At 65.1% G+C, this 13,071-nt stretch carries 11 protein-coding genes; 3 read left to right on the forward strand and 8 right to left on the reverse strand.

The features are described 5' to 3' along the window. Nucleotides 1-457 precede the first annotated feature (457 nt). The 3 genes from ACFQU1_RS16845 to ACFQU1_RS16855 form a co-directional block, all read right to left on the reverse strand. On the reverse strand, nucleotides 458-610 hold the full coding sequence (locus tag ACFQU1_RS16845) for a DUF3309 family protein (RefSeq protein ID WP_378134694.1): 153 nt from the start codon (nucleotides 608-610) through the stop codon (nucleotides 458-460). 261 nt (nucleotides 611-871) lie between these two features. After that, entirely contained in the window at nucleotides 872-1,630 is a 759-nt protein-coding gene (locus ACFQU1_RS16850; RefSeq protein ID WP_378134696.1) for an SIMPL domain-containing protein, read from the reverse strand. Between the two features lie 222 nt (nucleotides 1,631-1,852). Continuing rightward, the gene (locus tag ACFQU1_RS16855) at nucleotides 1,853-2,113 is read right to left on the reverse strand and encodes a hypothetical protein (RefSeq protein ID WP_378134698.1); all 261 of its coding nucleotides are present in this window, start codon (nucleotides 2,111-2,113) and stop codon (nucleotides 1,853-1,855) included. Nucleotides 2,114-2,551: 438 nt separating this feature from the next. On the opposite strand from ACFQU1_RS16855, the gene glpK reads away from it, so the two are divergent. Next, entirely contained in the window at nucleotides 2,552-4,048 is a 1,497-nt protein-coding gene (gene glpK / locus ACFQU1_RS16860) for a glycerol kinase GlpK (RefSeq protein ID WP_378134700.1), read from the forward strand. Between the two features lie 21 nt (nucleotides 4,049-4,069). Here glpK and ACFQU1_RS16865 read toward each other — a convergent pair whose 3' ends face one another. Both ACFQU1_RS16865 and ACFQU1_RS16870 read right to left on the reverse strand, forming a co-directional pair. Next, the gene (locus ACFQU1_RS16865) at nucleotides 4,070-5,353 is read right to left on the reverse strand and encodes an AMP-binding protein (RefSeq protein ID WP_378134702.1); all 1,284 of its coding nucleotides are present in this window, start codon (nucleotides 5,351-5,353) and stop codon (nucleotides 4,070-4,072) included. A gap of 42 nt (nucleotides 5,354-5,395) precedes the next feature. Next, nucleotides 5,396-7,261 carry an extracellular solute-binding protein gene (locus ACFQU1_RS16870; RefSeq protein WP_378134704.1) on the reverse strand — a complete coding sequence of 622 codons (1,866 nt, stop codon included), beginning with the start codon at nucleotides 7,259-7,261 and terminating at the stop codon, nucleotides 5,396-5,398. A gap of 456 nt (nucleotides 7,262-7,717) precedes the next feature. Between ACFQU1_RS16870 and ACFQU1_RS16875 the strand changes: the two genes are divergently transcribed. Next, nucleotides 7,718-8,506: an invasion associated locus B family protein gene (locus tag ACFQU1_RS16875; RefSeq protein ID WP_378134974.1), complete on the forward strand. Its 789-nt coding sequence runs from the start codon at nucleotides 7,718-7,720 to the stop codon at nucleotides 8,504-8,506. Nucleotides 8,507-8,696: 190 nt separating this feature from the next. Here ACFQU1_RS16875 and hspQ read toward each other — a convergent pair whose 3' ends face one another. Together hspQ and ACFQU1_RS16885 are read right to left on the reverse strand one after the other, a co-directional pair. Then, on the reverse strand, nucleotides 8,697-9,026 hold the full coding sequence (gene hspQ / locus ACFQU1_RS16880) for a heat shock protein HspQ (RefSeq protein ID WP_378134706.1): 330 nt from the start codon (nucleotides 9,024-9,026) through the stop codon (nucleotides 8,697-8,699). A 99-nt stretch (nucleotides 9,027-9,125) separates the two neighbouring features. Beyond that, a complete protein-coding gene (locus ACFQU1_RS16885; protein WP_378134976.1) occupies nucleotides 9,126-10,367 on the reverse strand; it encodes an FAD-dependent monooxygenase in 1,242 nt (413 codons plus the stop codon). Between the two features lie 207 nt (nucleotides 10,368-10,574). Here ACFQU1_RS16885 and ACFQU1_RS16890 point away from each other — a divergent pair, with 207 nt between their 5' ends. Beyond that, complete coding sequence (locus ACFQU1_RS16890) at nucleotides 10,575-11,324, forward strand: TerC family protein (protein ID WP_378134708.1); 750 nt, start codon at nucleotides 10,575-10,577, stop codon at nucleotides 11,322-11,324. Nucleotides 11,325-11,327: 3 nt separating this feature from the next. On the opposite strand, the gene ACFQU1_RS16895 is transcribed toward ACFQU1_RS16890, so the two are convergent. Continuing rightward, a complete protein-coding gene (locus ACFQU1_RS16895; RefSeq protein WP_378134710.1) occupies nucleotides 11,328-13,040 on the reverse strand; it encodes a SulP family inorganic anion transporter in 1,713 nt (570 codons plus the stop codon). Between the last annotated feature and the right edge of the window lie 31 nt (nucleotides 13,041-13,071).

Raw genomic sequence — 13,071 nt, forward strand, 5'->3', positions numbered from 1 at the left:
CGCTAGGGTCAAACAGGCGCAGCAGCTCGCATACGCAGTCAGCTCAACACCCGCGGCAGATGCTGTTGATCGCCCGGCGGCTTCTGTCTTGGAGGCGCTGCTCCGCTGCAGCTGCCGGGTCGGGCGCGTCGCCAGTCGCCTGAAGGCTCCGGTTGACGTCGGCCGGGCGAGGCTGGCGGTGTGCCGGTGCCTGTGGAGTACCAGGCGCTCTCGGGCCGGCCGAGGGCGCCGCCTCGGTTCCCGCGCCGGGGGAAGCCGTTCCCCCAGCGCCGCCCGATGAGCCCGCGCCCTGCGCGAAAGCCACAGTCGATAACAGAACGAAACCGAAAACCGGGACTGCGCTCAGAACGTTCCGACGCATGGCCGCTTTTGTCTCGACGGCTGTTTTCATGTCTCTCTCCCGTCAGCGGCAAAGATCGATGACCAATGGACGTCCCCCATGCCGCTCTCAGTAAGGCTATAGCCGTCCCATAAGCACGAGAATGAGCAGAATAACGAGGATCAGTCCTAAGCCGCCGCTTGGATAATAGCCCCAGCCGGAGCTGTACGGCCAGGTGGGCAGCGCACCGACAACGAGCAGAATCAATATGATGAGCAGTACGGTCGACATGGCATTCTCGCGACGGCACGGTTTCGCCGGTGTTTGACGTCCCGCTGCATGCAAGCCTCGCCGTCAAGGAGGTCCAACTGCAACTGGCACTCAGGTCAAACGCGCGAGCTTGGCATTTGTTTCCTGCTGCGGCCGAGCTTCGAGCACCATCCGCCGGCCATCCCCGCGCCAAGATCTTTTGGGGGGACGGCCGCAATGGCAACGGAGCGGGGGCTGAGTTCAGGCCGCCTCGAAGTCCGTTACTCAAGCCGGGCGAGGCGGCTATTGAGCGATTTCCCAGGTTACGCGAACGCGCACGTTGAACTCGCGCTCGCCGGTCTCGATCGGCACGGCTGCGGCCTTGGCTGCGAATTCGGCCGATTGCACCATCATCCTCGGGCGGGGCGCCTCGAGCGACGGTTCCGAGACGGCCACAACCCGCCCGAGTTTCACGCCGGCGGCTTCGGCGAAGAGTTCGGCGCGGCGGCGCGCATCGGCAATGGCGGCAACGCCGGCCTTGTCCATAAGGGCGGAGGGCTCGGCGACGTCGAAGGCGATGCCGCTGATCTGATTGGCACCGGCCGTGACCGCGGTGTCGAGAATGCTGCCGAGCTTGCCGAGGTCGCGGACACGGATGGTGACCCCGTTGCGAACCTCGTAGCCGTCGATGCGGGGTGCTTCGGTGGAGCCGTTCTGCGGCTTGGGATAGCTGTAGCGAGGCTGTACGGAAAAGCCGCTGGTGGCGAGGTCTTTTGGTGCGATGCCGGCGGCCTTGAAGCGGTCGATCACCGCCGACAGGGCCGCGGTATTGGCATCCAGGGCCTCTTTGGCCGTCTTAGCCGCCGTGACCACGCTCGTCGAAACAGTCGCCATGTCAGGTGTTGCGGCCATCGTGCCTTCGCCGACGATGGTGATCTGGCCGGGGCGCATGGGCCTCGCCTCACTCCCTGGTGTTGCCTGGGCTCGCGCCGCGTCAGGCTTGGCGAGGCCGATGACGCCGGCGAGGGCGAAAGCGAAAGCGATACTTGCCGCAACCTTCATGAGTTCATCCGCTGATTGACTGTCGGCGCGCGTAACGTCGAGATGCAACGCGCAAGGGCCATCAGAATGGCCGAGTTCGACGACTTGCGAAACCCGACTACGGGTCATCGGCTCGTCCGATGCCCGCTTTCTGTGGACAGCTTCTAGGCGGATGAGGCTGCCGTCAACGCCGGACTCGCTCAGTGACCAAGCAAGATCTGCGGCTTGCAGCGAAACCGAACCCTAGTGGGGCAGCGCCTCCGGCTCTTCCATGTCGTCGGCGAGCGTCCAGATCAGGTGATCGGCGTAGTTGCGACCTTCGACGGCCGCCATACCCTGCAACTGTCCACTCTTTTCATGGGCTTGGCGGCGCATCTCATTGAGAAAGACGACCGCGAGCTCCGTTCGACCTTCTTCCACGGCGCGTCCACAGATCATCCAGAGAGCGCCACGTGCAATCACTTCAAGCACGGCCAAACGGCCTGCAACTTCATCCTCGGACAATGCACTCTCCAATAAATATTCAGCAACAATGATGAAATAATAACAGATGGATCGGTATGAAGCGACATGATTATGCCTCAATCGCCATCAGCGCCGCGATTCCTGCCTCTGCGGTCGACAGGCGATTGCCCAGCGCCGCGTCGGTGACGATCGTTCGGCGACCGGATGGGCGTCGGCCTTTGTTCGCTAATACACGAAGTTAAATCATGAATTTCCGAGGTGAGCGTAGCGGAACCTGCGCCGCTGCCGTTATGGCAGCCCGCCTGATGAAGAATGATCATCAGCCTATCTGCTAATTCGCCAAGCGTTTGGAGCCTGTGGAAAACGATCGGACTTTACAAGCGGCGGCCAGTTTGCGACCTGACGAGAGACCAAAAGGCCGTCGGTGAACGGCGAGCATCTGTCGGGTCGGCATGGCGAGCGCTCAGGGAGGACGTTATGGGTCGTTATGTCGGCGCTATCGACCAGGGAACGACGAGCTCCCGCTTCATCATTTTCGACCGCGAAGGACGCATCGTTTCCGTTGCCCAGAAAGAGCACGCGCAAATCTATCCGCGGCCGGGCTGGGTCGAGCACGACGCCGCCGAGATCTGGCGCAACACGCAAGCGGTCATCGACGAGGCGCTCGCCAAAGCCAAACTCGCTGCAAGCGATCTTTCCGCGGTCGGCATCGCCAACCAGCGCGAGACCACCCTGGTCTGGGATCGGCGCAGCGGAGAACCGCTCCATAACGCACTCGTTTGGCAGGACACCCGCGTCGACCAGATGGCGAACCGGCTGGCGGAGGAAGGTGGCAAGGATAGGCTGCGCGCTAAAACCGGGCTGCCGCTCGCCTCTTATTTCTCCGGCCTGAAGCTCGCCTGGCTCTTGGAGAATGTGCCCGGGCTCAGGCGCAAGGCCGAGGCGGGCGAGGTCCTGTTCGGCACGATGGACAGCTGGGTCCTCTGGAACTTGACCGGTGGCGTCGACGGCGGCCGGCATATCACCGATGTGACCAATGCGAGCCGAACGCAGCTTCTCGATATCGAGCGGCTGGCCTGGGACGACGACATTCTCGCCCTGTTCGGCATTCCCAAGGCTGTCCTGCCGACGGTCGTGTCGTCGAGCGAAATCTACGGCGAGGCACGCGGCACCCTGGCAGGCGTGCCGGTTGCCGGCATCCTCGGCGATCAGCAGGCCGCGCTCGTCGGCCAGGCCTGTTTCCAGCCCGGGGAAGCCAAGAACACCTACGGCACCGGTGCCTTCACGCTGATGAATACGGGCGAGCATCCGTTCGCCTCGCAATGCGGCCTGCTCACGACGGTCGCCTACAAGTTCGGCGATGCCAAAGCCGTCTATGCCCTCGAAGGGGCGATCGCCATCACCGGCGCGCTCGTTCAATGGTTGCGCGATAATCTCGGCCTGATCGGCACCAGCGCCGAGATCGAGCCGCTGGCGCGATCGGTCGAGAACAACGGCGACGTCTATTTCGTGCCGGCCTTCTCAGGCCTTTACGCGCCGCATTGGCGCGAGGATGCCCGGGGCGTGGTCTGCGGGCTGACGCGCTTCGCCAATAAAGGCCATATCGCGCGGGCGGTGCTCGAGGCCTCCGCCTATCAGACCCGCGACGTTCTCGAAGCCATGGAGAAAGACTCGAAGATCGCCATCCGGGAACTGCGCGCCGATGGCGGCATGGCTGCCAACGAGCTCTTGATGCAGTTCCAGTCGGACATCCTGGGCGTGCCGGTCGTGCGGCCCAAGGTGACGGAGACGACGGCGCTCGGGGCGGCCTATGCTGCCGGGCTCGCCGTCGGCTATTGGGCGAGCACCGAGGATCTCATCCGCAATTGGGGCGTGGACAAACGCTGGCATCCCGGCATGGCCGAGGGAACGCGCGACCATCTGCTCGCCTCCTGGAACAAGGCACTCGAACGTTCTCTCGGCTGGGTGGGGTAGGGCTCTTCGAGCGGCGTGCGGTCAGCGCGGTTCGATCGTCCGCAGCAACCCGTCTTCCAGGCTCACCCCATAGGGCAGCTCGCGCCACTCGCCGTCAGGCGCATGGGCGACGCTCTGCGGATCGCCTGCTCCGAGAACGGTGCAGCCGGTCGCCGCGCCGCGCGCCTTCAGCATGCCATTCTCGTCCGCAACGACTTCGAGCAGCGGCACGCCCCCTGGTGCCAGCGCGCCGAAGGGGCCGAGCTTGAGCATGCTGCCCGCACCCGCGCGAGCGACGGCGAGCAAGGCCATCTCGCTGATCGTCAGCACGTCGACCACGCGCGCCGCATGCTGCTTGCCACGGGGCAGCTCGACGGGGGCCTTGTGCACGAGCACGCAGGTGAGTTCTGCCTGGTCGAGGAGACCGGCCTCGGCCAGAAGGTCTTCGATCCAGCCGGGTGCGACCAGCGTCGCCGGCGGATCGAGTGCGAGGTCGCGAACGAGCGCGTCGCCGTCGAACAGCGCCTGCATCGTCAGCGGGCAGTCCGCCGAGAGCGCCGCCACCAAGCCGCTCGCCAGACCGCCGAGATCATCCGGCGGCAATAGACTGATGATGCGGCTATCGCTTCCGAGCCGGGCTGCGAAGACCAGTGGCAAGCTGGCCGCGATAAGGGTCGCCTCCGGCCGTAAGATCGGCACGAAGGCTTGGGGCCCGCGCTCGAAGGTGATCAGGCCCGGGGAGGGAGCGGGAGGGCCGATGGGCCCGAGTTCCTCGAACTCTCTGACAACCTGGTCTTCGAGGGCGGCATCGAGCCCAATCACGCCGTCTGGAATATCCGAGCCGTAGGAACAGATGAAGCGCAGCCCCAAGTAATTCGCCGCGGTCGCGCAGGCGAGTTCGGCGGGGCGCACTTCGCCCAGCCGATCGAGGGTAATGATCGCCGGAACATTGGCGGCTTTGACCGCTGCGGCGAGTTCGTCACCGCGCCAGCCGAGCGGCAGCAGGCAGGGGCTATAGCCGGCCTGCAGGGCGGCCAGAATGGTGATGCAGGCTTCGGGGCCGTTGGGCAGAAGAATGCCAAGTGGGCCGCCGCGCTCGAGCGGGAGATGCTGAAGGAAAGAAGCTAGACGGCGAACATGACCTTCGGCGGCCTCCACCGTCAGCGGCTGGCTCGACCAGGTGGTCGCCATATCGGTCGGCGGCGACGAGAAGGCGATCCGGCCGGGCGCACGCGCAGCGGCACCCGCCAACAGGCGCACCAGCCGCAGCTGCGGCGTCGGCATGTTCGGCCGGCCCTCGTCGAGGGGCGCGTGGGGCGCGACCAACCTCTACTCCTTGTTGCGATTCGCTCATCAGAGTTTGCCTTTTCACGGCATACTCTGCCACCAGCTTTCAACCACGGCGCCAGTTAACGGCACATATTTCGCCCGCTCGATGTTTGCATGCCGCGCAATCCACTGGCCGGGTGGGTAAAATAGGGGGGCCACATAGGCGCCGGAGAGGAGAACCCTGTCGAGGGCGCGTACCGCCGCGACATAGTCTTCCTTGCTCGTGGCGGTCAGCATGGCGTCGATCATCGCGTCGGCTGCCGGCGAGCGTGCCGCGGGATAGTTCAAGGAGCCTTCCCGATCGGCGGCCGCCATGCTCCAGCGATTGAGCTGTTCGCTGCCCGGCGAGGCGACGACGTTCCAGGTATTGAGGATCATGTCGAAGTCGAAAGTCTTGAGGCGCTTCCAGTATTGCGCTTCGTCGACGAGCCGGACGCGGGCGGCGACGCCGATGCGGGCGAGCGACTGGCTGAAATTGAGCGCCAATCGCTCTTGGTCGCGGGAAACCACCATGATTTCAAAGGTGAGCCGCTCACCGGGCCGGCCGTCCGGCAACTGCCGGCGCATCTGCGTGCCGTCCAACCGGTAGCCCGCCTCGGCCAGGAGGTCGATGGCGCGGCGGGCGTTGCGTCGATCGCTGCCCGACCCGTCCGACTGGGGAGGCGACCAGTTGCCGTCGAGGACGTCGGGGCGGACGGCATCGGGGAAGGGCGCGAGCAGCGCGCGTTCGCGTGGACCTGCGGTCCTGCCATGGGAGGAGAGTTCGGAATCGCCGAAAAAGCTGTCGCAGCGGCGGTAGAGATCGAAATAGAGATTACGGTTGATCCACTCGAAATCGAGCACCTCGGTCAAGGCCTGCCGCACCTTGAGATCGGCGAAGACCGCCCGGCGCGTGTTGAAGGCAAAGCCCGACATCGGTTTGGGCGTACTGACCGGCAGCGTCTCGCGGACAACGCGGCCGTCATTGAGCGCAGGAAAGTCGTAGCCCGTGGCCCAACGCGCGGCGCTCTGCTCGATGCGCATGTCGTAGAGCCCGGCTTTGAACGCCTCGAATTGCGTGTTCACGTCACGGATATAGTCGAGGCGGACCTCGTCGAAATTATAGAGCCCGCGCGTCGTCGGCAGATCCTTGGCCCAGAAGTCGGGATCGCGCTTGAAGGTGATGCTGCGACCGGCGTCGACCGCGGCGACCACATAGGGGCCGGAACCGATGGGCCGCTGGAAGGTGGTGGATTCGAAGGTCTCGGGATCGATGGCATGCTTCGGCAACACCGGCATCTGCGCGATCATCAGCGCCGTCTCACGATTGGCGCCGTCGAGATCGAAGCGGATGGTATGGGCGTCGCCGATGGTGACGCGCGTGACGCCGCTGTAGTAGGCGCGGTGAAAGAGCTGGCCCTTCTCCTTGAGGAGAGCCCAGGAGAATTCGACATCGGCGGATGTGATCGGCACCCCGTCGGAAAAATGCGCTCGCGGGTCGAGATGAAAGGTGATGAAGCTGCGGTCGGGCGGCAGCTCCACGGACTTCGCGATGAGGGGATAGAGTGAAAGGCTCTCGTCCTCCGAGCGTGTCATCAGCCCCTGGAAAACGAGCATGGCAGGTGCGCCGATCTGCCGGTTGCCGGACCATATCCCCTGGGCGGAAATGCCCTTGGGCACGAAGGGGTTCAGATTGTCGAAGGTGCCGAGAACGCTCAGGCGTAAGGTCCCGCCCTTCGGCGCGTCGGGATTGGCGTAGGGGAAATGCGTAAATCCGGGCGGCAGGGCAGGTTCCCCGTAAGCCGAAATTGCCGTTTTCAGCTCATCGGTGCGGGGGCTGCCGGCGAGGGCGGAGCCGCCGAGCAGCGCCAATGCCGCCGCGAGCGGCAGAAGGCAGGCAAGGCGAATTCTCCACGGGACGATCATTTGGTACAGGACTCACCAAGCGAATCGGAGCAGGGCAGTCTAGATGGATTTTGCGGCAATGCCTGATCGAAGGACCGCATTTGATGAGGCAAGCTCAGCAGCCGATTGCGTTTGTGGCGATCGCGTCCAGGTGGTGCGGCGGCGAGCCGCGGCCACGGGCGATCATCCGGGCACCCTGCTCGGCGCGCTGGCTGACGGTGCGGAACCTCGGTCCCGCTTGCGGTTGACGAGATTGGTTGCGGTGCGCACCCTTTGCCGAGCGGAACGCCACTCTTGATCTGGAAAGATCGGCGGGAACTCGGTAAGGAACTGCCGGAAAGGTCATTCAATCGCCGCATTCCACGCCGAAGCAGCGACCTGCTCTGCCGCATCCGGGGTTGCCTTGGATCGTCGGTCCATGCGCGAGAGCCGCTGTTCGCGTATCGAGCCCATCAACTCTCTGAAGAGGAACATCGGATGCCCCGCGTGAGAAAATCGACGCCGATCCGGTTGTCCGTCAGCGTCACAGCGACACTGCTGGCCGGCATCACCGCATTCGCCCCCGCCGCGGCTTTTGCCCAGGCGCGGCAGCCGGCCCGTCCGCAACAGCAGCAACAACAACAGCAGCCCGCCCAGCAGGCGCCGCAGGCTCAGAACACCGGTCCGACGGTGGTGCAGGTCAAGCCGGAGCCCTCGCAGACGGACTGGACCAAGGTCTGCGGCAAGGATCAGGCCCAGAACAAGGAAATCTGCTACACGACCCGGGATTTCGTCTCCGATCAGGGACAGCCGGTTCTCGCCGTCGCCGTCTATGACGTGAAGGGCGACCCCACCAAGATCGTGCGCTTCCTCATGCCGCTCGGGCTCCTGCTGCGGCCGGGCATCCGCTTCGTCGCCGACCAGGGCCAGCCGATCCCGGGGCAATATGCCATCTGTTTCCCGAACGGCTGTTTCGCGGAAGCGCAGGTGAAGGATGACTTCATCAACGCGCTCAAGAAGGGCAATCTGCTGAACGTCAGCGTGCAGAACCAGGTGGGTCGCGAAGTGACCTTCGCCGTGCCGCTCACCGGCTTCACCAAGGCGTTCGACGGCCCGCCGATCGACCCGAAGGTGCTCGAGGAACAGCAGAAGAAGTTGCAGGAAGAGTTGCAGAAGCGCTCCGAAGAAATGCGCAAGCGCATGGAGCAGCAAGGTGCTGCCGCTGGCCAGGCGCCGGCGCCGGCGGCCCCAGCGGGCGCTCCAGCAGCTCCTGCCCCGGCACGCTGAGCGAATTTGGGTCCCGGCTTCAAGGTCGGGACTTCGAGTGTCGTCAAAAAAGCGCTGGATCGTGAGATCCAGTGCTTTTTTTTTTTGGACAGGCGAATGCCGTCGCTCGGCTATGCGCCTACGATCGCCGTCCTTGTCTGCTTGGTTCGGTGGCCGCGTGCCGGCTCACTCGGCTCGGAAGGCCAGGGGCCTAGTTGGCGTGGCCCTGTCGCGCCTTGTAGGCGCCCTCGCCATCGCGCACGAAGACCTCGTCCACTTCCGGGTGGCGGACCGGCTCGCCGGATGTGTCGAGAACGAGATTTTGCTCCGAGACATAGGCGACATACTCGGATTCAGCGTTCTCGGCATAGAGATGATAGAAGGGCTGGTCCTTGGCGGGACGGCGGTCTTCCGGGATCGACTGCCACCATTCTTCCGTATTGCTGAAGACCGGATCCACGTCAAAAATGACGCCGCGGAAGGGATAGATGCGGTGCTTGACGACTTGGCCGATCGAAAACTTGGCAGTGCGGTGCTTCATTGAGCAAATATACCCCAGGTCGTCGCTGTTGTTTTCTCGAAATAGACATCTGTCAAGCGTTCGTTGCGCTCGCTCTGGGGTAGAAAGAGGGCGCCAGCTTCACGATTTCTCGACCCTTCCGGCCTTTGGCTCGCGCGGCCGCCAGACCTTCGGCAGATGCGGCGGAAAAAGGGACGGGCGCAGACCTTCGCGCATGACGAGGCGCCGCAGCGGCGCAATCTGAGCGAGCGCCAGCAAGGCGACGCCCCGTCCGAGATCGACGGGGGGAAAATCCGCCAGAAGCGAACGGTTGAGGAGGTCGATGGCGCCGCGGCGGGTGGCGAGATCGCCCGCGCGACGATCGGCATAGCGCGCGAGCAGGCGGCCCGCGCCCGGATCCTCACCCTCGGCAGCGGCGAGAACGTCGCAAAGAACGGCAATGTCGCGCAATCCGAGATTGAGACCCTGCGCGCCGATCGGCGGCAGCACATGGGCGGCTTCACCGACCAGAACCAGACGTTCGGCGACAAGGCGCTCGGCAGTCGTTGTTGCCAGCGGAAAGGCGCCGCGCGGGCCATCGAGCCGCATAGCACCGAGCATCGACTTGGCCTGCCCTTCCACTGCCCGGGCGAAGGCGATGTCGTCGAGGGCGGCGATCCGCTCGGCTTGCGCCTTGCCGCAGACCCAGACGAGGCTGGATCGGCGGCCGGGCAAGGGGACCAGCGTGAAGGGTCCCTGGCGCGTATGGAATTCGGTCGAGCGATCCCGATGCGGACGGTCATGGGCGAGAATGGCGGTGATCGCCACCTGCCGATGGCTGCGGCTGCGCACGCCGATGCCGGCGGCGGTGCGCATAGGGGACTTACGCCCATCCGCGGCTACGACAAGCCGCGCGGCAATGCGCGAACCATCGTCGAGCGTCACCTGTGCGCGGTCGTCGGCGATCGTCATGCCCGTGGCGAGCGTCCGGGCGAGCGTGAGGCTGGGGCAGCCGGCGGCAACCTCGAGGAGATAGTCGACGAGCGCGGCATTCTCGACATTGTAGCCGAAGGCGGGAAGGTCGAGCTCGGTGCAATGGAACGTCACCGGAGGGAGGCGGAAGAGGCTGCCCGTATCGTCGACGATGGACAGATCGGCCAGCGGCGCCTGGCCGAGCCGTTCGTCGTCCCAGGCGCCGATGGCGGCCAGAAAGCGTACGGAGCCGTCGAGCAGGGCGACGGTGCGCCCGGCGGCTCCCGCCTCGGGGCGGCCGACCAGCGTGACCGAAAGGCCCCGGCGCGCCAGCGCAATGGCGCCGGCAAGGCCAACGGGCCCTGCGCCGACCACCGCGACGTCCGGTGCCGTTGCGCTGCCATCGCCCATCATTCTCGTCATCCGTCTGCCAGTTTCCATCCTCATGAAGAGGTTCATCTTCTGGTAGCGCGGCCGATGAGGACGCGCCAGGGGCGGCATGGCGGAAGTGATGCGGGTATCCGGGCTTGCTTCGGCCGGCGTGATCGTGATTTCACATCGGACCCAAGGGGGCTCGTGCGTGATTGTCCGAGCAGGCACACGGAATCGCGGGGCGTTATGTTTGAGTGGATCTTCGAACCGACCGGCTGGGCGGCGCTCGTCACGCTCGCCGCCATGGAAATCGTGCTCGGCATCGACAATGTCGTGTTCATCTCGGTGCTGGTCTCGCGCCTGCCGCAAAACCAGGCCGAGCAGGCGCGCCGGATCGGCCTCCTCCTGGCGCTCGTCTTCCGCGTTCTCCTGCTGCTGACGCTGACCTTCATTTTGACACTCACCCAGCCGGTCTTCACCGTCTTCGGGCATGGCGTCTCCTGGCGCGATATCGTGCTGCTCTTCGGCGGCATCTTTCTCATCGGCAAGGCCACTCACGAGATCCACGCCGAGATCGAGGGTGAGCAGGATGAGGACGACGAGGCTGCCGCACCCAACGCTCTTCTTGTCGCCGTCCTGCAGATCGCTGCGATCGACCTCGTTTTCTCGATCGATTCGATCGTCACCGCGATCGGCATGGCTCAGGATGTCTCGATCATGATCACCGCCGTGGTGATCGCCATGGCGGTCATGTATTTCGCGGCCGGGGTGGTCGGCACCTTCATCTCCCGCCACCCGACGACGAAAATGCTGGCGCTGAGCTTCCTCATCCTGATCGGCATGGCGCTGGTCGCGGACGGCAGCGGACTTCACGTGCCGCGCGGCTATATCTATTCGGCCATGGCTTTCGCCGCGGCGGTCGAATTCATCAATGTCTGGGCGGGGCGCAACCGGCGCAAGCGCCTCGCGTTGCGAGGCAAGCAGCGGCCGTCGTGACGATCAGGCCGCGGCTGGCGCTTCGGTGATCGCGACGGCCCGCGCCGCAGCCAGTCCCGGTGCATAACGCACAACTGGCGGCTTCAGGCCCTCTTGTTTCAGGACGCGTCGCACCTGCGGCTCGGCGGCAGCGATGACAACCTCGGCGCCCTTCGCACGCATACCGTCGACTGCGGTCTTCAGGGAGCGCGCCGCGCTCGAATCGACGAGCGGCACGTCGGAAAGGTCGATAACAACCGTTCGGGGATAGGGTCCGATCCGTTCCAGGATGGGGCCGATGCTTGCAGCGACACCGAAGAACAAGGGGCCGGAGATGCGATAGACGAGAATGTCGTCGCTGCTGTTGACTGCGGGATCATAGCCATCGGCTTCGGTCTCCCTGTCGGGCCTGTCCGCCTCGCCGGCCGTGACGGCGCCTTCCTCCGCGGTCACGGACACGAGCTGCGTCATGCGATGCATGAAGAGAAAGGACCCCAGGACGACTCCCACCGCGATCCCAGTCGCCAGATCGTCGAAGACGGTGATCAGGAAGGTGGCGAGAAGCACGAGCGCCTCGCCGCGTGACTGGCGCAGAATGGCGAGAAACTGGTGGCGCTCGGCCATGTTCCAGCAGACGACGGCGAGCACCGCCGCAAGCGTCGCGAGCGGGATATAGGCGATAAGCGGCGCTGCCACCATCAGGAAGAGGAGCAGGAATGCCGAATGCAGGATGCCCGCCATGGGGCTCGTCGCCCCGGCGCGGACATTGGTGGCGGTGCGGGCAATCGTGCCGGTCGCGATGAGGCCGCCGAACAAGGCGGCCGCCACATTGGCGGTGCCCTGGGCCACGAGTTCGCAATTGGAACGATGACGCCGGCCGCTCATGGCGTCGGCGACGACGGCGGAGAGCAGCGACTCGATGCCGCCGAGGAGCGCCATGGCGAGCGCATCCGGCAGCACTTCGGTGATTTTCGTCATGGAGATGGCGGGTAGCGCCGGAGCCGGCAGGCCCTGCGGGATGGCCCCGAAACGGCTGCCGATCGTCTCGACGGACAGGCCGAAGACGGAGGTGGCAAGGCCGGCGATCGCAACCGCGATGAGGAACCCCGGCCAGTGCGGACGCAAGCGCCGCAACCCGACGATGAGCCCGATGGAGCTCAGCGAGAGGATGACGGCTACGGGATTGACGCTGCCGAGGCTCGCGCCGAGCACGGCGAGCTTGGGCACGAGAGCTGCCGGCTCCGCAGCGGGCAGGGTGAGACCGAGGAGATCCCGGATCTGGCTCGCGGCGATGATGATCGCGATCCCGGAGGTGAATCCCACCGTCACCGGATGGGGGATATATTTGATATAGGTGCCGAGCCTCAGAATGCCGGTGAGCGCGAGCGCCAGGCCGGCGATCATCGTCGCCAGCAGAAAGCCGTCATAGCCGTGTCGCTGAATGGTTGCCGAGACCAGTACGATGAAGGCGCCGGCCGGGCCGCCGATCTGAAAGCGGCTGCCGCCGAGCACCGAAACGAAGAAGCCGCCGACGATCGCCGTGACGAGGCCGCGGTCTGGTGACGCACCGCTCGCAATGGCGATTGCCATCGAGAGCGGCAGTGCGACAACAGCGACGGTCAATCCTGCCACCGCGTCCGCGCGAAGCCGGGCGAGCGAATAGCCCTCGCGCAGCGCGGTCACGAGTTTGGGTGTGAACAGGCTGATGCCTGCAGCCGATTGGGGAAGGGTGGTCATGACAGGGACTCGGCCGGGCGGCTGAATAACA

This window comes from Chelatococcus sp. GCM10030263, from assembly GCF_042666455.1.
Taxonomy (GTDB): Bacteria; Pseudomonadota; Alphaproteobacteria; order Rhizobiales; family Beijerinckiaceae; genus Chelatococcus.